17 protein-coding genes and 1 tRNA gene are annotated in these 20,428 nt (G+C 66.2%); 9 read left to right on the top strand and 9 right to left on the bottom strand.

The window, feature by feature from the left end; all coding sequences use genetic code 11:
* Positions 1-151 precede the first annotated feature (151 nt).
* Together K5H97_RS25145 and rimI are read left to right on the top strand one after the other, a co-directional pair.
* Complete coding sequence (locus K5H97_RS25145; protein WP_028691171.1) at positions 152-943, top strand: hypothetical protein; 792 nt, start codon at positions 152-154, stop codon at positions 941-943.
* Positions 940-1,395, top strand: a complete 456-nt coding sequence (gene rimI / locus K5H97_RS25140) for a ribosomal protein S18-alanine N-acetyltransferase (protein ID WP_028691170.1) — start codon at positions 940-942, stop codon at positions 1,393-1,395. Before K5H97_RS25145 ends, rimI begins: the two co-directional genes overlap by 4 nt.
* Before the next feature lie 126 nt (positions 1,396-1,521).
* On the opposite strand, the gene K5H97_RS25135 is transcribed toward rimI, so the two are convergent.
* Entirely contained in the window at positions 1,522-2,685 is a 1,164-nt protein-coding gene (locus tag K5H97_RS25135) for a hypothetical protein (RefSeq protein ID WP_028691169.1), read from the bottom strand.
* Between the two features lie 66 nt (positions 2,686-2,751).
* Between K5H97_RS25135 and K5H97_RS25130 the strand changes: the two genes are divergently transcribed.
* Positions 2,752-3,336, top strand: a complete 585-nt coding sequence (locus K5H97_RS25130) for a YcbK family protein (protein WP_028691168.1) — start codon at positions 2,752-2,754, stop codon at positions 3,334-3,336.
* Here K5H97_RS25130 and K5H97_RS25125 read toward each other — a convergent pair.
* Positions 3,276-4,181: a LysR substrate-binding domain-containing protein gene (locus tag K5H97_RS25125; RefSeq protein WP_028691167.1), complete on the bottom strand. Its 906-nt coding sequence runs from the start codon at positions 4,179-4,181 to the stop codon at positions 3,276-3,278. The two genes, K5H97_RS25130 and K5H97_RS25125, sit on opposite strands and share 61 nt — an antisense overlap.
* A gap of 157 nt (positions 4,182-4,338) precedes the next feature.
* On the opposite strand from K5H97_RS25125, the gene K5H97_RS25120 reads away from it, so the two are divergent.
* Positions 4,339-4,953, top strand: coding sequence for a LysE family translocator (locus tag K5H97_RS25120; protein WP_028691166.1), 615 nt, complete (start codon positions 4,339-4,341; stop codon positions 4,951-4,953).
* Positions 4,954-5,008: 55 nt separating this feature from the next.
* Here the strand turns inward: K5H97_RS25120 and K5H97_RS25115 are convergent.
* Positions 5,009-5,085, bottom strand: a tRNA-Met gene (locus K5H97_RS25115).
* 96 nt (positions 5,086-5,181) lie between these two features.
* Positions 5,182-6,105 carry a FecR family protein gene (locus K5H97_RS25110; protein WP_036986162.1) on the bottom strand — a complete coding sequence of 308 codons (924 nt, stop codon included), beginning with the start codon at positions 6,103-6,105 and terminating at the stop codon, positions 5,182-5,184.
* Positions 6,106-6,306: 201 nt separating this feature from the next.
* Here K5H97_RS25110 and K5H97_RS25105 point away from each other — a divergent pair, with 201 nt between their 5' ends.
* Positions 6,307-7,521, top strand: coding sequence for an MFS transporter (locus K5H97_RS25105; protein ID WP_028691164.1), 1,215 nt, complete (start codon positions 6,307-6,309; stop codon positions 7,519-7,521).
* Between the two features lie 38 nt (positions 7,522-7,559).
* Here K5H97_RS25105 and K5H97_RS30125 read toward each other — a convergent pair whose 3' ends face one another.
* Positions 7,560-8,354: an RHS repeat-associated core domain-containing protein gene (locus K5H97_RS30125; protein WP_371349897.1), complete on the bottom strand. Its 795-nt coding sequence runs from the start codon at positions 8,352-8,354 to the stop codon at positions 7,560-7,562.
* A gap of 546 nt (positions 8,355-8,900) precedes the next feature.
* Between K5H97_RS30125 and K5H97_RS25095 the strand changes: the two genes are divergently transcribed.
* Positions 8,901-10,061 (top strand): MFS transporter, encoded by a 1,161-nt coding sequence (locus tag K5H97_RS25095; protein WP_028691163.1) that lies wholly within the window; start codon positions 8,901-8,903, stop codon positions 10,059-10,061.
* Positions 10,062-10,083: 22 nt separating this feature from the next.
* Here K5H97_RS25095 and K5H97_RS25090 read toward each other — a convergent pair whose 3' ends face one another.
* From K5H97_RS25090 to K5H97_RS25080, 3 genes are all read right to left on the bottom strand, one after another.
* Entirely contained in the window at positions 10,084-12,558 is a 2,475-nt protein-coding gene (locus K5H97_RS25090; protein WP_028691162.1) for a TonB-dependent siderophore receptor, read from the bottom strand.
* 95 nt (positions 12,559-12,653) lie between these two features.
* Positions 12,654-13,604, bottom strand: a complete 951-nt coding sequence (locus K5H97_RS25085; RefSeq protein ID WP_028691161.1) for a FecR domain-containing protein — start codon at positions 13,602-13,604, stop codon at positions 12,654-12,656.
* Positions 13,597-14,112, bottom strand: coding sequence for a sigma-70 family RNA polymerase sigma factor (locus K5H97_RS25080; RefSeq protein ID WP_028691160.1), 516 nt, complete (start codon positions 14,110-14,112; stop codon positions 13,597-13,599). The genes K5H97_RS25085 and K5H97_RS25080 overlap by 8 nt, the downstream gene beginning before the upstream one ends.
* Before the next feature lie 168 nt (positions 14,113-14,280).
* Between K5H97_RS25080 and K5H97_RS25075 the strand changes: the two genes are divergently transcribed.
* The 3 genes from K5H97_RS25075 (at position 14,281) to K5H97_RS25065 (ending at position 18,598) form a co-directional block, all read left to right on the top strand.
* On the top strand, positions 14,281-14,907 hold the full coding sequence (locus tag K5H97_RS25075) for a DNA-3-methyladenine glycosylase family protein (protein ID WP_028691159.1): 627 nt from the start codon (positions 14,281-14,283) through the stop codon (positions 14,905-14,907).
* 175 nt (positions 14,908-15,082) lie between these two features.
* Positions 15,083-16,141 carry a bifunctional DNA-binding transcriptional regulator/O6-methylguanine-DNA methyltransferase Ada gene (gene ada / locus K5H97_RS25070; RefSeq protein WP_028691158.1) on the top strand — a complete coding sequence of 353 codons (1,059 nt, stop codon included), beginning with the start codon at positions 15,083-15,085 and terminating at the stop codon, positions 16,139-16,141.
* A gap of 54 nt (positions 16,142-16,195) precedes the next feature.
* Positions 16,196-18,598, top strand: coding sequence for a DUF3772 domain-containing protein (locus K5H97_RS25065; protein ID WP_028691157.1), 2,403 nt, complete (start codon positions 16,196-16,198; stop codon positions 18,596-18,598).
* 391 nt (positions 18,599-18,989) lie between these two features.
* Here K5H97_RS25065 and K5H97_RS25060 read toward each other — a convergent pair whose 3' ends face one another.
* Positions 18,990-20,420, bottom strand: a complete 1,431-nt coding sequence (locus tag K5H97_RS25060; RefSeq protein WP_028691156.1) for an aldehyde dehydrogenase family protein — start codon at positions 20,418-20,420, stop codon at positions 18,990-18,992.
* Positions 20,421-20,428 lie beyond the last annotated feature (8 nt).

Below are 20,428 nucleotides of genomic sequence, written 5' to 3'. Positions count from 1 at the left end.
TTGGTCTGTTATGGGGATAACCCTGATGCTCAAAGGGGGATTCACCCCGTCGGAGCGGGCTTGGCCCGCGCTGGCTGACAATCTGTTGCGGCGCATCCTGGGCAACGGCGTTAGAATGCCCGCCTGATTTCGTCCACCGGATACCCGCGCCTTGCTGATCGAGTCCCGCCGCCGCGCCTACCTGTCCGCCATGCAAGTGGTGCACTGGCTGCCGCGCGCCGAACTGCCGTTCGCCGCCCCGTCGCGGCCGGAGCTGCTGTTGCCGGTGGCGCCGGTTGAGGACGTCGACTTCGAGGTGCGTCCAGCCGCCCCCACGCCTGCGCCGAGCGCCACCCCGGCGGCTCTCCAGGCGCGCGCCGAGCGGCCGAAGATCGAAATCCCGCGCCCGGGCAGCGTGCCGAAACCGGCCGCCAAGCCGGTCGAGGCCGAGCAGGAGGCCCCCGCGCCACGCCCGGCGCCGGTACCGCCACCACGCTTTGCCCTGCAATTGCTGCGCGCCGGCAGTTGCCTGCTGCTGGTGGAGCTGGCCACCGGCCAGCCGTTCCAGAGCCGCGATCCGTCGTACCTGCTGCTCAAGGACATGCTGCGCGCCGCCGGCCTGCCGGATGCGCCCCAGATCATCGGCGAGCCGGTGCGCTGGCCGTTGCTGATGCGCGGCAACATGGACCAGGGCCCGGACGCCGCTCGCGACTTCGTCCAGGGTTTCATCGCCGCGCGCCTGGAAGAGGCACCGTGCACCTGCCTGTGGCTGCTCGGTCTGCCGGCCATCCGCTTCGCCGGCCAGGCCGATGCCCAAGCCTACTACCAAGAACTCGAGGTCGACCTGCTCGGCAGCGCCTGGGCCTTGCCCGGCCTTGAACTGTTGATGGACGAACCGCAACGCAAGGCGGACGTCTGGAAAGCCATGCGCCAGCTGATGGCGCGCTGGAAGAGCGTTGAATGAGTGACTCGATCAGTTTCCGCCCGGCAACCGAGGCGGATCTGGATGCCCTGCTTAAGATCGAATATGCCGCCTTCAGCCACCCCTGGACCCGCGGCATCTTCCAGGATGCGCTGAAGTCCTACGAAGTGTGGCTGATGTTCGTTGGCCAGCAGCAGGTCGGCCATGGCGTGATCAACGTGATCATCGATGAGGCGCACCTGCTCAACATCACCGTCAAGCCGGAAAACCAGGGCTGCGGGCTGGGCTTGCGCCTGCTCGAGCACCTGATGGCGCGGGCCTACCAGCTCAATGGCCGCGAGTGTTTCCTCGAAGTGCGCGCCAGCAACCAGTCGGCCTATCGCCTGTATGAGCGCTATGGGTTCAACGAGATTGGCCGGCGCCGTGACTACTACCCGGTGGCGGGTGGGCGGGAAGACGCGCTGGTGATGGCCTGTACGTTGCTCGAAGACTGAGCGCTATGCCCTGTAGGGGATAAACCAGCCCTTCAGGATGCGCTGTCGCGCAGGGAACTATCCCTTGTGGGAGCGGCCTCGTGCCGTGAAAGGGCCGCTCCTGCAGGGATCGCGTGAGCAGTCGGCTCAGATCTGCGGGGGGGCCACTTCGATCGGCTTGCGCAGATCTCGCAGGCTGCGCGTCACCGTCCCGGTATTGCACTTGGCCGCCGCCTGTTCCGGCGTCATGTCGCGGATGGTGCGGTAGAACAGCTCGCAGGTCTGCTTCTTCTGGGTCACCTGCCACTTGCTGGTGCAGGCCTGCAGGGTGAGCTGGGCGTCGGCCTGCGGGTTGCGCCCCATGCCGGCCTGCCAGCAGGCGGCGGAGAGGTCCTGGCCCATCATCTTCAAGCCGGCGGCGTCGGCCTTGTCCTGATCGCCGTCGTAGCTTTTCGGATCGGCTGCGTACCAGATCGCGCTCGGATGGTTGGCGCCGAGCACCGGTACCTTGGCGCTGTCCGGCTCCGGCGCGATGCTGACCAGCCCCAGCACGTTGACCTTTGGCCCGTACTGCTGCTGGATCCACGCACGCACCGGCGCGCCGAAGGCGACCATCGGCAAGGCGGCCTTGCCGTCGTGGGTGAGGGCCACTTCCTTGACCATCCGCACCTGGTAGTCGTTGAAGTAGCTGTAGACCCCTTCCAGATCCTTGCCCGCGCTGGCCGGCGCGGCGATCGGGGCGATGTCGACGATGGTCTGGTAGGCCGGGGTCTGGGTGGCCTCGACGCCGTTGAAGGTCAGCAGCTGCGCCCAGCGGTCGGTGGTGTTGGACTTCAGGTAGTCCTGGTAGCGGGTCAGCGAGTAGTCCGGCGGGAAGTGCAGCAACTCGACGCTGCGGCGGTTTTCCAGGGCCATGCCCAGGGGCAGGAACAGGTACCAGCTGTAGTCCCAGCCGCCTTTCTGGTTGAGGCGGGTGGCGCCCTGGTAGGCCAGCTCGCCGCTGTCGAGCAGCTTGCGCAAGGGGGCGGTGTAGGTGGCCGGCACGCCGGTGATGCTGGCGTGCAGCTTGTCGTTGTCGCGGTTTACCGTGACCTTGGCGTTGGCGTAGCCATCGCGTTGCACGCTCTGGGTGAGGTAGTGCTCGACCGTCTGTTCGAGTGTCCAGTCGCGGTAGCAGATCACGTTGCAGTTGTTGGGGTAGGCGAACAAACGGGTGACCCGTTGGGCATCGCCCAGGTCGATCTGCGCGTCGGCCATGGCCAGGCCGCTGAAGGTGAGGGCGGCCAGGCCCGATATAGCAATCTTGTGCATGCTTAACTCCTTGTCAGTGGCCGCCGGGATGGCGGGCGCGCCCATGGTGGATGAAGAGGTGGGGCAATGAAAAGCGCCAGGACATGGCTATTGGCTAGCGCGCTGATCGGGCTGGGTGCGGTCCAGGCCGATGAGCGCGATGTGTGGATGTTCGCCCAATGGGCCGGGGATCACGAGAACCGCAAGTTTCGTGAAATGCTGGTGGAGGCCCGGCTATATGGCGTGGTGCCGATCCATCAGTTGCTGCGCTCGGCCTCGGACTGGCGCCTGTGCAAGGCCTCGCCCTTCGCGGTGCCACCGGCGAGCCACTGGCCGGCGGTGCGCTCGACGCTGGCCTTGATCCAGACCCTGGACCGCCAGGGCATCCTGCGTCAGTTCGAAGTGGTGTCGGCCTACCGCGATCCCCGGCTCAATGCCTGTGCCGGCGGCGCGCCGAGCAGTGCGCACATGCGCGCCTTCGCCGTCGACCTGCTGCTACCGCGCGGGGTCGACCCGAGCCCGCTGTGCCGCTTCTGGCAGCAGCACGGCCAGGCCTGGAACATGGGCCTTGGCCGTTACCCATCGGGGCGCATCCATATCGACACGGCCGGCTATCGCACCTGGGGCGGTGACGGTGGGGCCGGCTCGTCGTTCTGCAGCAAGCCCAGGTGAGCCAGGCAGGCCCGGCACTCGTCGCCGACCCACTGCGCGAAGCGCTGGCGCTTGCTGCCGTCATCCAGTGGTTGCGGGCTGAGCAGGTGGTAGCCGGAGCCATCGCGCAGGAAGCCGTACGGCGCCTGTAGCTGGCCATTGTCCAGTTCGTCGCGGACCATCAGCGCCGAGGCGATGGCCAGCCCCATGCCCGCGCTGGCGGCCTGGATCGACAGGTAGAAGTGCTCGAAGTCGCTGCGCGCCGGGTGCCGGATATCCTGGCCGCTCAGGCGCAGCCAAGTGGCCCAGGCATCGGGGCGGGTGGCGCTGTGCAGCAGGCGTTGGCCCTTGGGATCCGGCGTGGCGACCGGGCCGATCCATTCATCGCAGATCTTCAGGCTGTGCAGTTGGCGGTCCCAGTGGAAGTCATCGCGGCGCAGGGCCAGGTCGATGCCGCTGCGGGCGAAGTCCACCGGGCCGCCGGCGGCCACCAAATGCAGTTGCAGGTCCGGGTGCCGGGTATGGAAGCGCGGCAGGCGAGGGATCAGCCAGCGCATGGCGATGGTCGGCTCGCAGGACACCACCAGTACGTTGTCGTGGGCTTGCTGGTGCAGGCGCTGCACGGCGCCTTCCAACTGCTCGAAGATCGCCTGGGTGGTGGCCTGCAGGTCGCGCCCGGCGCGGGTGAGGAAGATCGCCCGGTTGCGCCGTTCGAACAGCTCCACGCCGAGGTTTTCCTCGAGCAGGCGCACCTGGCGGCTGACGGCGCCGTGGGTCACATGCAGGTGCTCGGCGGCGCGTACGAAGCTTTCAGTTCGGGCAGCGATGTCGAAGTAGCGAAAGGCGGTGAGGGGAGGCAGTTTCATGTGCTGGGCTGTTCCGGCGCTATCGCGGGCACCGTTGGATGTGATGAGGATATGTCAGGAAAACTAGCAGATTAGCCTCACTATAAATCGATTTTTACTCGTTCAAAGCAACAGGATAATCCCATCTTCCGTGAATTTTCATCGAGGATACCTGTTCGTGAACGAACTCATCGCCGTCGCCCTCTTCACCCTCCTGGCCGTCATCAGCCCCGGCGCCGACTTCGCCATGGTCACCCGCAGCAGTTATGCACAGGGCCGCAAGGCCGGCCTCGCCGCGGCGGTAGGCATTGCCCTGGGCGTGCAGGTGCATGTGCTGTACACCGTGTTCGGCATCGCCGTGATCATCAGCCAGAGCCCAACCCTGTTTGTGGCCATGAAGGTGGTGGGGGCGGGCTACCTGGTGTACCTGGGCTACAAGTCGCTGACCAACACCACGCGCATAAGCCTCGAAGGCCTGGCGCACAGCGAGGCCAGTGTGGCCAGTGCATTACGCACGGGCTTTCTGACCAATGCGCTGAACCCCAAGACCATGCTCTTCGTGGTCAGTGCCTACACCCAGGTGGTGCAGCCCGGCAGCCCACTGGCACTGGACTTCGCCTATGGCGCGTTCATGTCGTTCGCCCACTGGGTGTGGTTCAGCCTGGTGGCGGTGTTTTTCTCCAATCACCTGTTGCGTCGGGCGATGATCGAGCGACAGGTGGTGGTCGATCGGGTCATCGGCGTGGCGTTGATCGGTCTGGGGCTGGCCGTGGTGGTGGCGGGTGTGAAGTAGATTTTTTCGCAGGCAAAGAAAAAGGGCTTATCTTTCGATAAGCCCTTTTAGAAGGTGGTGGCTACACAGGGACTTGAACCCCGGACCCCAGCATTATGAATGCTATGCTCTAACCAACTGAGCTATGTAGCCAACTTGGCGCGCATTATTAGCTCGAATCGCGATCCTGTCAACAACGTTTTCAAAAAAAATTTCCAACCTTTCAAAAACTTAGCCGGGCAGGGCGCTTCAGCGCACGACCAGCCAGTGGCCGAGCAGGTTGTGCAGGCGCAGTTGCTGATCGGCAGCCAGGCGCTCGAGGCTCTGCGCCGGGTGGTCGAGGTCGAAATCGCCGCTGACCCGCTGGTAGGCGGTCTGCTCGTTCAGCATCAAGACACGCTGGCCTCGGTAATCGGCCAGGCGTTCGAGCACTTCGCTCAACGGCAGGTTCCTGGCCTTCAACTGGCCGTTGCGCCAGGCATCGGCCAATTTGGCGTCGATCTTCTCGACCGGATTGATGCGGCGTGCGCTGAACGTCACTCGCTCGCCGGCATTGACCAGGCGCTGGTCGCCACCCTGCAACACCGCAGCCTTGCCGGCGAACACCACCAACTCGTCGTAGTCGGCATGGCGGGCGATCTGCAGGCGGGTGCCGAACACCTGGATCCGGGTGTCATCGACCTGCACCTCCAGGGCACGGCCATCGAGCATCACCTCCAGGTAAACCTGCCCCTGCACCAGGTGCAACTGGCGGGTGCGGCCACGCAGGTCGACATTCATCGCGCTGGCGCTGTCCAGGTGCAGGGTCGAGCCATCGGCCAGGCGCACGCTACGGCGCTCGCCGCTGTCGGTGTGCAGTTCGCTGCCCAGGCGCTGCATCACGGGCCAGTAGAGCCAGGCCAGTGCGCCCACCAGCAGCAGAAACAGCAGCGCCAGGCACAACCCGGCCCGGCTGCGGCGGACTTTGGCGATGCGTGGGCGCGGGCGCGCCGCCGGCACCTGCAATTGCTGCCAGTAGGCTTCGAGCTGGGCATAAGCCCTTGCGTTGAGCGGGTCCTGGCACCAACTGGCGAATGCCTGGCGCAGGGGCTCGTCGCAGCCGGGCTGGCGCAGGCGCGAGAACCAGTCCAGGGCTTCCCGCTCGGGGTCGGGCGTTGGCTGCAAGGCGGGCATCGGGCTCATGGGATCGGTCTGCTCGCAGGGGGAGGGCGGTTTCGCCCCGCATTTACAGGGAAGAGGAGAAAGGATGCTAAATATATTGAGAATTATTTACAAGTACGTGTCGGATGGAAGGCTCGCCGAAATAAAAAGGTAGCTTCGTATCTATTTGTTTCACGATAATCGGATCCCAATCCGCGGACGGACATCCAGCCCATGGCCATCAGCAGTACCACGACCTCCAGCGCCGGCAACCCGGCCAACCAGGCCTCGCCGCTGGTGATGCGCATCATCGGTTTCTGCGCCCTGGCGCACCTGATCAACGACCTGATCCAGTCGGTGCTGCCGGCGATCTACCCGATGCTCAAGGCCAACTACGACCTGAGCTTCGCCCAGATCGGCCTGATCACCCTGACCTTCCAGATCACTGCCTCGTTATTGCAGCCGTGGGTGGGCTTTTTCACCGACAAGCGGCCTACACCGAACCTGTTGCCGCTAGGCACCCTGTGCACCCTGGTGGGTATCGTGATGCTGGCCTTCGTCGGCAGCTTCCCGATGATCCTGCTGGCCTCGGCGCTGGTGGGCATCGGTTCGTCGACCTTCCACCCCGAGACCTCGCGCATCGCCCGGCTGGCCTCCGGCGGGCGCTTCGGCCTGGCCCAGTCGAGCTTCCAGGTCGGCGGCAATGCCGGCTCCGCCCTCGGCCCGCTGCTCGCGGCGGCGATCGTGATTCCCTTCGGCCAGACCCATGTCGCCTGGTTCGGCCTGGCCGGGCTGTTCTTCTTCGCCGTGACCCTGATGCTGCGCCGCTGGTACAAGGAGCACCTCAACCAGGCCAAGGCGCGCAAGGCGGTGCCGGCCACCCACGGCATCTCGCGCCAGCGGGTGATCCTGGCGCTGGTGGTGCTGGGCCTGCTGGTGTTCTCCAAGTACTTCTATATGTCCAGCTTCACCAGCTACTTCACCTTCTACCTGATCGAGAAGTTCCAGCTGTCGGTAGCCAGTTCGCAGTTGCACCTGTTCCTGTTCCTCGGCGCGGTGGCGGCGGGCACCTTCTTCGGCGGGCCGATCGGTGACCGCATCGGGCGCAAGGCGGTGATCTGGTTCTCGATCCTCGGGGTGGCGCCGTTCACCCTGGCGCTGCCGTATGCCGACCTGTTCTGGACCACCGTGCTCAGCGTGGTGATCGGTTTCGTCCTGGCGTCGGCGTTCTCGGCCATCGTGGTGTATGCCCAGGAACTGGTGCCAGGCAATGTCGGGATGATCGCCGGGATCTTCTTCGGGCTGATGTTCGGCTTCGGCGGGATTGGCGCGGCGCTGCTGGGGTATGTGGCGGATCTGCGTGGGATCGAGTATGTGTATGGGGTTTGCTCGTTCCTGCCGTTGTTTGGGTTGTTGGCGGTGTTTTTGCCGGCTACGGACCGGCGTTAAGAGGTTGAGGAGAGCCACGCTATGGTGCATGACTCTGGCTATTGGGTTTCCTGAACATCTGTTCGCATACGGCTGAGTATTTGGCCGTTGCTCACTGCTTCGAGTATTCCGTTATCGGTTTGCAGCGGTCTGTTATTTCGTATCCAGTCCCTCTGTGTGTTTGTAGCACGCAGTCGGGCAAACCCTGAAGTCGCGCCTGAGTTGGAAAGTGTTTGCCTTGTGTTGATAGAAACTACCAGCGATTCGACCTCTATTAATTGCCCATTCCTGAACTCGAGAATTACTTCGCCCTTCTTGGGTGTGGGGGAATAAAGAGGGGAGTGGAAGGTTGGAGATGGCAGGCCTTGCGGGTCGGGCGCCGTGGTGGAGTAGGCAGGGGGGGACTCGCGGCCTCCAAAGTAATGTGGCAAGCCTGCTGGTTGTGCACTGTTGAAATCATTCTGCGTGCCGAACTCTGGAATAGACGGTGAGGTGACCGCTGTGTTGGCTATCGGTACCGCTGATGTATCCCGACCTCCAAGAAGGGTTCGGATACGGCGCATCATGTGACCATCGGGATCTGTCCGATTGACTGGGTCTGATTGGCAGTAAGGGTACGCATTGATTCCACCTGCGTTGAATGGGCTGGCGGTGTCCGGCGAACCAAACCTCATTAAACTGGGGTGAAATGCACGGTATCCATTGCCTAGCAGATAGATTCCGGCAGGCTCAATCCGTACTGAGTTGAATCCCAATAATAGCTGTTGAGGATTCAACGGGGTGTAGCCGTATGTGCAATACGGGGTTGCATTGTGATTTCCCCTGGCGTGTCGTAGCAGTACTGAGCCCTGCATGTCCGTTGCCAGTAGCGCTTTGCTTGCGAGTAGATTTCCCATGGGGCGCTCTATGGAGAGCCATGAACTGTTGCGAATTTTTAAGGGGATGGGGTTGCCTCGGCAACTGGCAGAATTACTAGTCCATGCTTGCGACCCAATCCTAGACCTCTGGCTCATGGCAGCCTTGGATGGGGTGAACGTCTTTCAGACCCAAGTCATGCTCAGGCAGCCAATTGACGGCCAAGGTTGTCCTGGCCTAGAGTGCCGCCTCCTCTCCAACTGCGTAGTCGATGCAATGCGCCGTACCCGTAGTCTCCGCCCACACCGCCAGCCTGTCGCCCCGACAGCGCGCCGCGCGTGGCCAAGCGACACGGTGCTCAAGCGTCGGCGCAGCGTGCTGTTCGCCTTCACTTTCTCGCCACACCTTGCCCTGAACTAATCCGCGCCCCTGCATCCCGCGCCTTTGCGGCGTGATCGCGGGCGCCTGCGTTCGAACATCTTTCAGCGGATTTTCCAGTCGGCCAGGGCCAGAGCCCCTGCGCGCCGGCTTGCAAGGAGTGGTACATGAACATGCGTTTGCTGGCGGGCCTGTTGTTCGCCGTGTCGGTGGTCGGTTTCAGCCTCGGGGCGAGCCTGCCGCTGGTGTCGTTGCGCCTGCACGAGGCGGGGGCGGGGACACTGGAGATCGGCATCATCTCGGCGATCCCGGCGGCGGGCATGATGCTCTCGGCGTTCATGGTCGACGCCTGCTGCCGGCACCTGACCCGCCGGGTCATCTACCTGCTCAGCTTCAGCCTGTGCACCCTGAGCATCGCCCTGCTGGAATGGGCCTTCGACTCGATGCTGTGGCTGGCGCTGCTGCGCCTGGGGCTCGGCATCGGCATGGGCATCGCGATCATCCTCGGCGAGTCGTGGGTCAACGAGCTGTGCCCGGAGCACAACCGCGGCAAGATCATGGCCCTGTACGCCACCAGCTTCACCGGCTTCCAGGTGCTCGGCCCGGCGTTGCTGGCGCTGCTCGGCGCCGACAGTCCGTGGCTGACCGGCGTGGTCACCGTCTGTTACGGCCTGGCGCTGCTGTGCATCCTGTTCACCGTGCCCAATGACCATGTCGAGCATGGCGACGAAGGCGAGAAGAGCTTCGGCCTGGCCGGCTTCTTCCGCGTCGCCCCGGCGCTGTGCGTGGCGGTGCTGTTCTTCTCGTTCTTCGACGCCGTGGTGCTGTCGCTGCTGCCGGTGTATGCCAGCAGTCACGGCTTTGCCGTGGGCGTGGCGGCGCTGATGGTGACCGTGGTGTTCGCCGGCGACATGATCTTCCAGCTGCCGCTGGGCTGGCTTGCCGACCGGGTCGAGCGTACCGGGCTGCACCTGGTGTGCGGGCTGGTGGCGATGAGCATCGGCATCGCCTTGCCCTGGCTGCTGCAGATGACCTGGCTGCTGTGGCCGTTGCTGGTGGTGCTCGGGGCAGTGGCGGGCGGCATCTACACACTGGCGCTGGTGCTGATCGGGCAGCGCTTCAGGGGGCAGGACCTGGTGACGGCCAACGCCAGTGTTGGCCTGCTGTGGGGTGTCGGCAGCCTGGTCGGGCCGCTGGTCAGCGGCGCGGCGATGGATGTGGCGCCCCATGGCCTGCCCATGGCGCTGGCGCTGATGGCGGGACTGTTCGTGTGCTTCGCCCGCCAGGCCTATCGCCGGGCGGGCAAGCTTCAGGCGGTGGCGGACTGACCCCCAGCCATCGCGCGGCAGGTCAGAACGTTCCGCGCAAGGTGACAGACACATTGCGCGGGTCGCCCCAGTAGTAGCCGGTCGGCGTCGGCGCCACCTGGCGGTAGTACTGCTTGTCGAACAGGTTGTTGGCGTTCAGCTGCAGCGAGTAGTTGTCGTTGAAGCGGTAGTTCACCATCGCGTTGTACACCGCATACCCCGACTGCGAGGCTTCGGCGCTGCCGCTGCGGTTGTAGATGTCGCTCTGCGCCTGCACGCCGCCGCCCACGGTCCAGGCCTGCAGCTCGCCCGGCAGGCGATAGCTGGTGAACAGGCGCAGCATGCGCTTGGGGTCGGTGGTGCGGATCGGGTTGCCGTTGTTGCCGGTGGTGTCCGTGAGGTATTCGGTGGTGTTGTAGGTGTAGCCGCCGGTCACGTTCCAGCCCGGCAGCACTTCGCCGGAAATCTCCAGCTCGAAGCCCTGGCTGCGGTTCTTGCCCGCGGCGACCTTGCAATAGCCGCTGGTGTAGTTGGGCAGGCACGGGTTCGGCCCGCTGAGGTCGTCCAGCGCGTTGCCGACCTGGTAGATGCGGAAGAACGCCAGCGAGGTGTTCAGCCGGCCCTCGTAGAACTCGCCCTTGATCCCCGTCTCGTAGGCTTCGCCGGTGACCGGTTCGAGCACGGAGCCGGCGGCATCGGTGTTGGTCTGCGGGTTGAAGATCTCGGTATAGCTGGCGTAGGTGCTGAAGTTCTCGTTCAGGTCGTAGATCAGCGCGGCGTACGGCACGATCTCGTTGTCGACGCTGAACTTGCCGCTGGCCTTGGTATTGTTCTCCTGCTCGTAGTCGTACCCGTTGGCGCGTGCGCCGATGATCGCGGTCAGCGGGTCGGCCAGGGAGATGCGCCAGGTGGCGTAGGCGCCTTCCTGGGTGGTGCGGGTGCGCACCGGGTGGGCGGTGATGTTGATGTGCGGGTTGGCCAGGCTGGTCTTCGGGTCCCAGGTGCGGATGTCGAACACGCCCGATTGCACGTTGTTGGTGGCCGAGGCGTAGGAGTCGTTGCGGATGCGCTCGACACCCAGCATCAGCTCGTGGGTGCGGCCGAGCAAATCGAACGGGCCGTTGAGGGTGGCGCTGAGGTTGTTCTGCAGGCTCTCGCCGCCATCGCCTTCGGTCACCTGGTAGCTCATCAGGTAAGGGTTGCGGGTCGGGTTGGCGGTGCCGGTGGCGCGGGTGAAGTAGGTCTGCTTGAAGCCGTTGTCGTCCAGCTCGAAGTGGGTGCGCTGGGCCATCAGCTTGAGCGTCCAGTCGTTGTCGAAACGGTGTTCGAGCTCGGCGAAAGTCTGCAGGTTGCTGCGGTTCCAGCGGTTCCAGTCGGCGCCCAGGTAGGTGCTGCGGCCGAACGGCAGCGGCGAGCCGTCGTAGTCGGCCGGCAGGTTGCCCCAGGCACCGGTGGCGTCGAGCTGGGTCCATTCCAGGCCGGTGGTGAGGGTGGTGCTGTCGTCGAGGTCGAAGGCCATCACCCCGTACAGCACGTCCTTGCGCTCCTGGCGCGATTGCTGGAAGTGGTCCTTCTCGTCGTGTACCGCGATCACCCGGCCACGCACGTTGCCTGTCTCGGTCAACGGCCCGGAGAGGTCGGCGACGTAGCGCTGGGCGTCCCAGGTGCCGAGGGTGACGCTGCCTTCGCCCTGGAACTCATAGGTGGGCCGCTTGCGCACCAGGTTGACGGTGCCCGAGGGGTTGCCGGCGCCGCGCAGCATGCCGGTGGCGCCGCGCAGGACCTCGGCGCGGTCGAGGATCGCCGAGTCGCTCTGGATGAACGAGCCGCCGCCGCTGCTCTGCACCACGGTGGCGCCGTCGTACTGGATGGCATCGATCTGGTAGCCGCGCGAGAAGTACTGCACCCGCTCGCTGTCGGTGAGGTTGACCACCACGCCGGGGGTCTGTTCGAGCAGGTTGGTGAGGTTGGTGATGTTCTGGTCGTCGATCCGCTGGCGGGTGACCACGGTTACCGACTGCGGGGTGTGGCGGATGCTTTGCGGGGTCTTGCCGATGGTCACCGCACCGGTGGTGTAGGAGCCGCTGTGCTCGGTGGTCTCGCCCAGGCGGTTGCTGGAGATGCTGGTGGCGCCCAGTTGCAGGGCGTCGCCGACGTCCAGGGCAGGGAGCAGCAGGAAGCTCTTGTCGCTTTCCTGCTGGACCTGCACATCGCTGCCCCGCAGCAGGATCTGCAGGGCCTGGGCGCTGTCATGCCGGCCTTGGACGCCCTGGGTGGTCTTGCCCCGCAGGCTGCCGGCGTCGAACGACAGGTTCAGCCCGCCCTGGCGCGCCAGCTGGTCCAGCGCGGCGGCCAGCGGGCCGGCCGCGATGTTCCAGTCGCGCGGCTGGCTCTGGCTGGCGGGCGCGGCAAGGGCGAGGGTCGGCGGCAGGCCGGCGCAGGCCACGCCCAGGCCCAGGGCGGCGGCGCGGATGGCATGGCGCAGGGGGGCGTTGCGGGGGGAACACGGGCGGATCATGAAGCGCTCCTGAAGGTTGGCAGACCACTGTTCGGGCTTGTTTCTTTCAGGCCGGACGAGAATGAGATTCCACCTCATTTATTTTTTTGATGTTTTCAGGCGGCGCCGATGCTCACCCAGAAGCGCGTGCGGTAGTCGACGCGCACCGGCAGGCTGCGGGCGACCAGCAGCAGGATCTGGTCGGTGTCGGCCAGCTGGAAGGTGCCGGAAACCTTGAGCCCGGCAACTTCCGGCGCGCAGCGCAGCAGGCCGGGGCGGTAGCGCGACAGTTCGTCGGTGAACTCGCCCAGGGGCATCTGCTGCACGCTGAGTACGCCATCGGTCCAGCCCCAGGGGTCACCGTGCAGGGTGGCGGGCTGGAAGTCGCCCTGGGCGAACACCTGCAGCACTTCGCCGGGCTTGACTCGATGCGCGGCGGCAGAAGCGGGGAACAGCGTCACCTCGCCGCGGCGCACGGCCAGCAGCAGGCCCTGGGCATTCTCCCGCAGCAGCAGTTGACCGCCCTGGGTGCTCAGGGCGCCGACGCGGGTGTCGATGGTGAACGGGCGGTTGTCGTTGGTGTTGCCGTCCAGGCTGACCTCGCCGCGCAACAGGGTCAGTTGGCGCTGCTCGTCGCTGTAGCGCAGGTCGATGGCGCTGGCGGTGTTCAGGCGGATAAGGCTGCCGTCGCTGCCCAGCAGCTCACGACGCTCGCCGGTGGCGGTGCGGCTGTCGGCCATCAGCGCCGGCAGGCCCAGGGGCTCGCGCGCGGCCCAGCCGACACTGGCGCCGAGCGCGAGCAGCGACAGTAGCTTGAGGTGGTCGCGCCGGCTCATGCGGCGGCGTTCGCTGCCGGCCAGGGTCTGGCGGCTCAGCTCGGCGGGCAGGCTGGCCAGTTCGTCGCCGAGGCTGCTGACCCGCTGCCAGGCCTGGGCATGCTGCGGGTGGCTGGCCAGCCAGCGCTGGAACTGCTGTTCGGTGTGTGGGCCGGGGCTGTCGTAGCGCAGTTTCACCAGCCATTCGATGGCTTGGTCGACCTGGGCCTGGCTCGGGTTCTGGTCAGGCATCGGCGTAGCGGATCCGGTAGCAGACACCCAAGGCCTTGGCCAGGTCGCGCTCGACGGTGGCCCGGGAAACGTCCAGGCGCTGCGCGACCTGGGTGAGGGTGAGGCCGTCAAGCTGTGCCAGCAGGAACGCCTGGCGCACCCGTGGCTTGAGGCGTTGCAGGGCGCGGTCGAGGCGTTCGAGGGTGTCGAGGATCAGCAGGCGCTGTTCCTCGCTGGGGGCTTCTTGCTCGGGCAGGTTGGCCAGGCTCTCGAGGTAGGCTTTTTCCAGGGCGCGGCGACGGAACTGGTCGATCATCAGGCCGCGGGCGATGCTGCTCAGGTAGGCCCGTGGCTCCTTGAGCGGTGAAACCTGGCGCGCCTTGAGCAGGCGCACGAAGGTGTCCTGGGCCAGGTCCGCGGCGTGCTCCCGGCAGCCGACCCGGGCGCCGAGCCAGCCGCGTAGCCAGCGGTGGTGTGCCTGATAGAGCAGATCGACCTCGGCCGGTTTCAGCGTGTCTTCGATCTGCATCGTCTGGAGAGCCTGCCTGGATAATGTGATTGTTAATAGTTCTCAATTCTATGCGGGGCAATGCGGGCGGATCAATGGTAGGCCTCTGACTCGATGAGCAAGATTGAGCGTTTCACCGATGAACGGTTGGGCTAGGCTAGGGGATCGTGACTTGTGCGAACGCCTTTGATGATCCTTGCAGACCTATCCCCGCAGGCCTTTGACGATGCCGCTGCCTGGCTGGCCGGGCAGGACCCGGACTGGGCGCGGCATATTGCCGCCGTGGGGCCTTGTCTGCACCGTGCCACGCCCGGGCGCGAGCCGTACGAGGCGCTGGTGCGGGCCATCGCCTATCAGCAATTGCATGCACGGGCGGCCGAGGCGATCCTCGGGCGGTTGCTGGCGCTGTTCCCGGATGGGGCGTTTCCCGCGCCCGAACAGCTGCTGGCGGTGACGCCTGAGGCGATGCGCGCCTGTGGGTTCTCCGCGAGCAAGATTGCCACGGTTCATGGGATCGCCCAGGCGCGATTGGAGGGCGTGGTGCCCAGCCGGGAAGAGGCGCTGAGCCTGCCGGACGCCGCGCTGGTCGAGCGTCTGGTGGCGCTGCGTGGGGTCGGGCGCTGGACGGTGGAGATGCTGCTGATCTACAGCCTGGAGCGATCGGATATCCTGCCGGTGGATGATTTTGGCGTGCGCGAGGGGTATCGGCGCATGAAAGGCTTGGACAAGGCGCCGACGCCTGCGCAGATGCGGGCATTGGGCGGGGCGTGGAGCCCTCATCGCACCGTGGCGGCCTGGTACCTGTGGCGGGCTTGAAGCTTTCCTGCATGGCCCTATCGCGGGGCAAGCCCGCTCCCACAAAGATGGACCACGCTCTCGTGGGAGCGGGCTTGCCCCGCGATAGGGCCCGTGAAAACACCGCAAGAATCGGAGTTCCACGCATCATCCACCCTGCCAGGCTGACGTTATCGATTCCCAGGAGAGGCCCCTGATGAAGCCCGCCCCGACCACCTACACCACCGACGCCGAACGCTGGCACGCCGTGCAGACTCGCGACACGGCCGCCACAGGCCACTTTGTCTACGCCGTGCGCACCACCGGCGTGTATTGCCAGCCCGCCTGCAAGTCGCGCCTGGCCAAGCGCGAGAACGTCGAATTTTTCAGCGCCGCTGCCCAGGCCGAGGCCGCCGGTTATCGCCCGTGCAAGCGCTGCAAGGGTGGGCAGGGCAGCCGCCGTACCGAGCTGGTGGCCCGCGCCTGCCGCCTGATCGAGGCCAGCCAGACCGCCCCCAACCTCGACCAGCTCGGCAGCGAGCTGAACGTCAGCCCGTTCCACCTGCACCGCCTGTTCAAGGCCGAGACCGGCCTGACCCCCAAGGCCTACGCCTCGGCCTTCCGCGCCCAGCGCCTGCGCGAGCGCTTGGACGCCGCCGGCAGCGTCACCGAAGCCATCTTCGACGCCGGCTACAACTCCAACAGCCGCTTCTACGAAAGCGCCGGCGAGCGCCTGGGCATGCGCCCCAGGGAATACCGTGCCGGCGGCCAGGGCGCGACCATCCGTTTCGCCCTGGCCCAATGCTCACTTGGGGCGATCCTGGTGGCGCAGAGCGAACGGGGCATCTGCGCGATCCTGCTCGGTGACGAGCCCGAACCCTTGCTCAAGGACCTGCAGGACAAATTTCCCAAGGCCCAGCTGATCGGCGGCGATGACGCCTTCGAGCGGCTGGTGGCCGAGGTGATCGGCTTCGTCGAGGCGCCGGCCCTGGGCTTGGCGCTGCCCCTGGATGTGCAGGGCACGGCGTTCCAGGAGCGGGTCTGGCAGGCGCTGCGCGAGGTGCCGGCGGGGACCACGGTCAGCTACACCGACATCGCCGAGCGCATCGGCGCGCCCAAGGCCGTGCGGGCCGTCGCCCAGGCCTGCGCGGCCAACGCGATCGCCGTGGCCATTCCCTGCCACCGGGTGGTACGCCGCGACGGCGACCTCAGCGGCTACCGTTGGGGCATCGAACGCAAGCGCCAGCTGCTGGACCGAGAGACGGCACTCTCCTGAGCCTCCAGACCGCGTAGAATCCACGCCCTGTCGAGTTGTGTAGAGGAACCTTCGATGAGGCGTGTCAGCCTTGACCGATTCTATGCGGGGATTTTCGCCCTGCTGTTGTGCCTGGCCATGCCGGCATGGGCCCAGCCGGCCACGCCGGTATCGCGCCTGGCCGTGGCCGAACAGCAGGTGCTGGACGAGAACGCCAGCCTGGAGGCGTTGAGCGAACGGCTCGACCAGATCCGCCAGGGCGTCACCAGCAATGCCAATGACGACCTGCTCGCGCAACTGCGCCAGTCGGCCCTGCAGGTGCAACGCCAGGCCGATGTGCTGGCCACCCAGCGCACCGCCGACGTGCAGCGCCTGGACGACCAGCTCAACGTGCTTGGCCCGCCGCTGGAGGAGGAGGCCGAGAGCCTGACCCGCCAGCGCAAGCAGCTTAACGACGAAAAGAACAAGCTGGTCGCCGAGCAGAAGGACGCCACCACGCTGACCCAGTCGGCCCGTGACCTGTCGACACAGATCGTCAACCTGCGCCGCAGCCTGTTCAACTCGCAGATCACCAGCCGCGCCGCCAGCCCGTTGAGCCCGGCGTTCTGGTCGAGCCTGATCCGCCCCACCGACGACGACGTGGCGCGCCTGCGCGACCTGCGGGGCGAGGTGTCGGACGCCATGGCCAGCGCTTTCAGCGCCGAGCACCGCTGGCTGTTCATTACCGCGCTGGTCGCGGCGGTGCTGGTCTGGACCCTGGTGCGCCGGGTACTGGAGCGCCTGCTGGCCGACGCCATGATCCGTTGGCTGCCCGAAGGCCGCCTGCGCCGCAGCGCCCTGGCGCTGAGCGTCAGTCTGGCGACCTTGGGCACCATTTCCGGCTCGGTGTCGCTGCTGCGCTGGGGCCTGGAGAGCAGCGCGGAGCTGGGCACGGACCTCGCCAGCCTGACCAACCATATCCTCGCCCTGGTGATCTTCAGCGCCTTCATCTCGGGCCTGGGCCGCGCCATGCTGATGTTGCAGCGCCCGTCCTGGCGCCTGCCGCCGATCCCCGACGAAGTGGCCAGCGCCCTGGGCTGGTTCCCAAAGGTCCTGGCCCTGGCGCTGATGGTGCTGCTCACCCAGGAGCGCATCAACAGCGTGATCGGCACCAGCCTGGCGCTGACCCTGGCCACCAACGGCCTGACCGCGCTGGTGGTGTCACTGCTGTTTGTCGTGGCCCTGCTGCGCTACCGCCGCGCCCGTCGCCAGCATGACCTGGAGCGGCCCAAGGGCCTGGCCGGGCTGATCCCGTTCGTGATCGTGGTGTGGGTGCTGGCGATCCTGCTGACCTTGCTGGCCGGCTACCTGACGCTGGCCTACTTCCTTACCGCCAAGCTGCTGTGGATCAGCGTGGTGGTGGTCTGTGCCTACCTGCTGGTGACGGTGTTCGGCGACTTGTGCGAAACCCTGCTGTCGCCCCGTCAGCCCGGTGGCCTGGCGCTGGCCTCGGCGCTTGGCCTGCAGCAACGCCACCAGGCCCAGGCCAGCACGGTGCTGGCGGGCATCGGCCGCACGCTGTTGCTGTTCGCCGCCGCGCTGCTGGTGTTCATGCCTTCGGGCACGAGCCCAGGCGAGCTACTGCTGAGCCTGGCGGACTGGGACGGCACCGGCGGCAAGGTGCTGGGCAACCTGAACATCGTGCCCCAGGACATCTTCCTGGCCGTGGCGATCTTCATCGGTGGCTGGTTCGCCATCCGCGTGGTCAAGCGCTGGCTGAGCGAGCGCCTGCTGCCGGAGACCGACATGGACGCCGGCATGCGCGCCTCGCTGGTGACCCTGGTCGGCTACCTGGGCTTCCTGTTCCTGGCCATGCTGGTGATGTCCACCCTGCACATCAACCTGACCAGCCTGACCTGGGTGGTCAGTGCGCTGTCGGTGGGTATCGGTTTCGGCCTGCAGCAGATCGTGCAGAACTTCATCTCCGGCCTGATTTTGCTTACCGAGCGCCCGGTGAAGGTGGGTGACTGGGTGAGCCTGGCCGGTGTCGAGGGTGACATTCGCCGGATCAACGTGCGCGCCACCGAGATCCAGATGTCCGACCGCTCGACGGTGATCGTGCCCAACTCGCAGTTCATCTCGCAGAGCGTGCGCAACGTGACCATGGCCAATGCCTTGGGCGTGGTTGGCATTACCTTGACGCTGCCGCTGGAGACTGACCCGGCGAAGGTGCGCGAGGTGTTGCTGGCGGCGTACAAGGAGCATGAGTCGATCCTCGATGCGCCGGCCACGTCGGTGACCTTCAAGGACCTGACCAGCAGTGGCATGGTGATCGGTGTGAGCGGTTACGTGGCCTCGCCGCGGCAGGTGTCGAGCACGCGCAGCGACCTGCTGTTCACCATCCTCGGGCGCTTGCGTGACGAGGGCATCGCCCTGTCGTCGCCGCAGAGCATGGTGTTGGTGCAGGAGAATGGGCGACCGGCCGACGAGCCGGCGTGAGGCTATCTCGGCTCTTGTAGGATCGGCCTTGTGCCGCGAAAGGGCCGCAAAGCGGCCCCGGCGATCTGTCTTGTGGCGCAGCCCCTGGGGCCGCTTCGCAGCCCTTTCGCGACACAAGGCCGCTCCTGCATCTGTTTCGGGCCAGTCAAACCTGTGCCATTACCGGATCCGCCTTGCTGGTACGACGCGGTTTCAGTGTAGGCACCACTGGCGCCTCACCTGTCTCAAGACAGGCACCAAGGCGGGCAACCATGGCCTGACAGGTTCGGTACGTTGCAACAAATGTGGGAGCGGCCTTGCGTCGCGCGGGCGGCGCTCGATCTCGCAGGCGCTGCAAGGCTGCCGTCGAACACCTGCCAGCCTCACGCGCCCTGTGAAAGGGCTCAGCTACTCACCCCAAACACCGCGTCACATGCTTCACCGACTGATACCCCGAAAGCCCCCAAGGCCCAAGCTCTCGCCCAATCCCACTGCCCTTGGTCCCGCCCCACGAGGTCTCGACGAACACCGCCTGCACCGAATTGATCCATACATGTCCGACCTCCAGCGCATCGGCCACGCGCTCGGCGCGTTCCAGGTCGGCGGAGCAGACAGTGGCCACTAGCCCGAAGCGGCTGTCGTTGGCCTGGGCGATGGCCTCGGCCTCGGTGCCGAAGCGTCGTGCGCAGAGCACCGGGCCGAAGATCTCCTCGCTCCACAGGCGGCTGCTCACTGGTACGTCCACGTACAGCGTCGGGCTGACGAACCAGCCGTCACGGTCCAGCGCCTTGCCGCCGGCCAGGCACGTCAGGCCCTCTTCGCGGGCGGTGGCGAAATAGCCGGCGATCTTGAGCCACTGCGCCTGGCTGGTCAGCGGCCCCATGTCCACTTCTTCCGCCAGCGGGTTGCCCACGCGCAATGCCTCCAGCGCCGCCTGCAAGCGCGGCAGCAGGGCATCGGCGATGCCGTCCTGCACCAGCAGGCGCGAGGTGGCCGAGCACATCTGCCCGGCGTTCCAGGTGATGCCGGCGACGATCCACTCCACCGCCTGGTCGACATCGCAATCGTCGAACACCACGATGGCCGACTTGCCGCCCAGCTCCAGCGTCACCGGCCGACACTGGGCCGCGGCGGCGCGCATCACCTGGCTGCCGACGCCGTTGCTGCCGGTGAACGACAGCTTGTCCAGGCCGTTGTGGCCGCTCAGGGCGGCGCCGGTCTCGGCCTTGCCGCCCACGATGTTCAGCACGCCGGCCGGCAGGCCCAGCACCTCGGCGATCTGGCCGTAGGCCTGCTCGATCAGCGGGGTGACTTCGGAAGGCTTGAGCACCACGGTGCAGCCGGCCGCCAGGGCCGGGGCGAGCTTCCAGGCGCTGGTCACCAGCGGGAAGTTCCACGGCACGATCAGGCCGACCACGCCCACCGGCTCCAGGCGGGTGCGGGCGCTGAAGCCGGGCGCGGCCAGGGGCACGTCACGGTTCTTCGCCGGCAGTTGCTCGGCGAGGTCTGCGTAGTAGGCGAAGGTGGCGATGGCGTCGTCCAGGTCGATCTCGGCCTCGTGGCGCGGCTTGCCGTTGTTGCGCATCTGCAGGGCAATCAGCTCGTCGCGGCGCTGGCCCAACTGTTCGGCGAAGCCGCGCAGGTAGGTGGCGCGCTCGGCGGCGCTGACCGTTTTCCATGACGCCAGGGCACGACGCGCGGCGGCCACGGCCTGGTCGACCTGGGCGCTGCTGGCGGCCATCAGTTCGCTGAACGGCTGGCCGTCGGACGGGTTGTGGACAACGATGCAGTCGCTGCCCAGGCCTTCGACCCAGCGGCCGTCGATATAGTGAGGTGTGGTCATGGTCGGAT

The sequence above is a fragment of the Pseudomonas mosselii genome (assembly GCF_019823065.1).
Lineage (GTDB): Bacteria > Pseudomonadota > Gammaproteobacteria > Pseudomonadales > Pseudomonadaceae > Aquipseudomonas > Aquipseudomonas mosselii.
The sequence above is the reverse complement of the archived record's forward strand: the minus strand, read 5'-3'. Positions and strand labels throughout refer to the sequence as shown.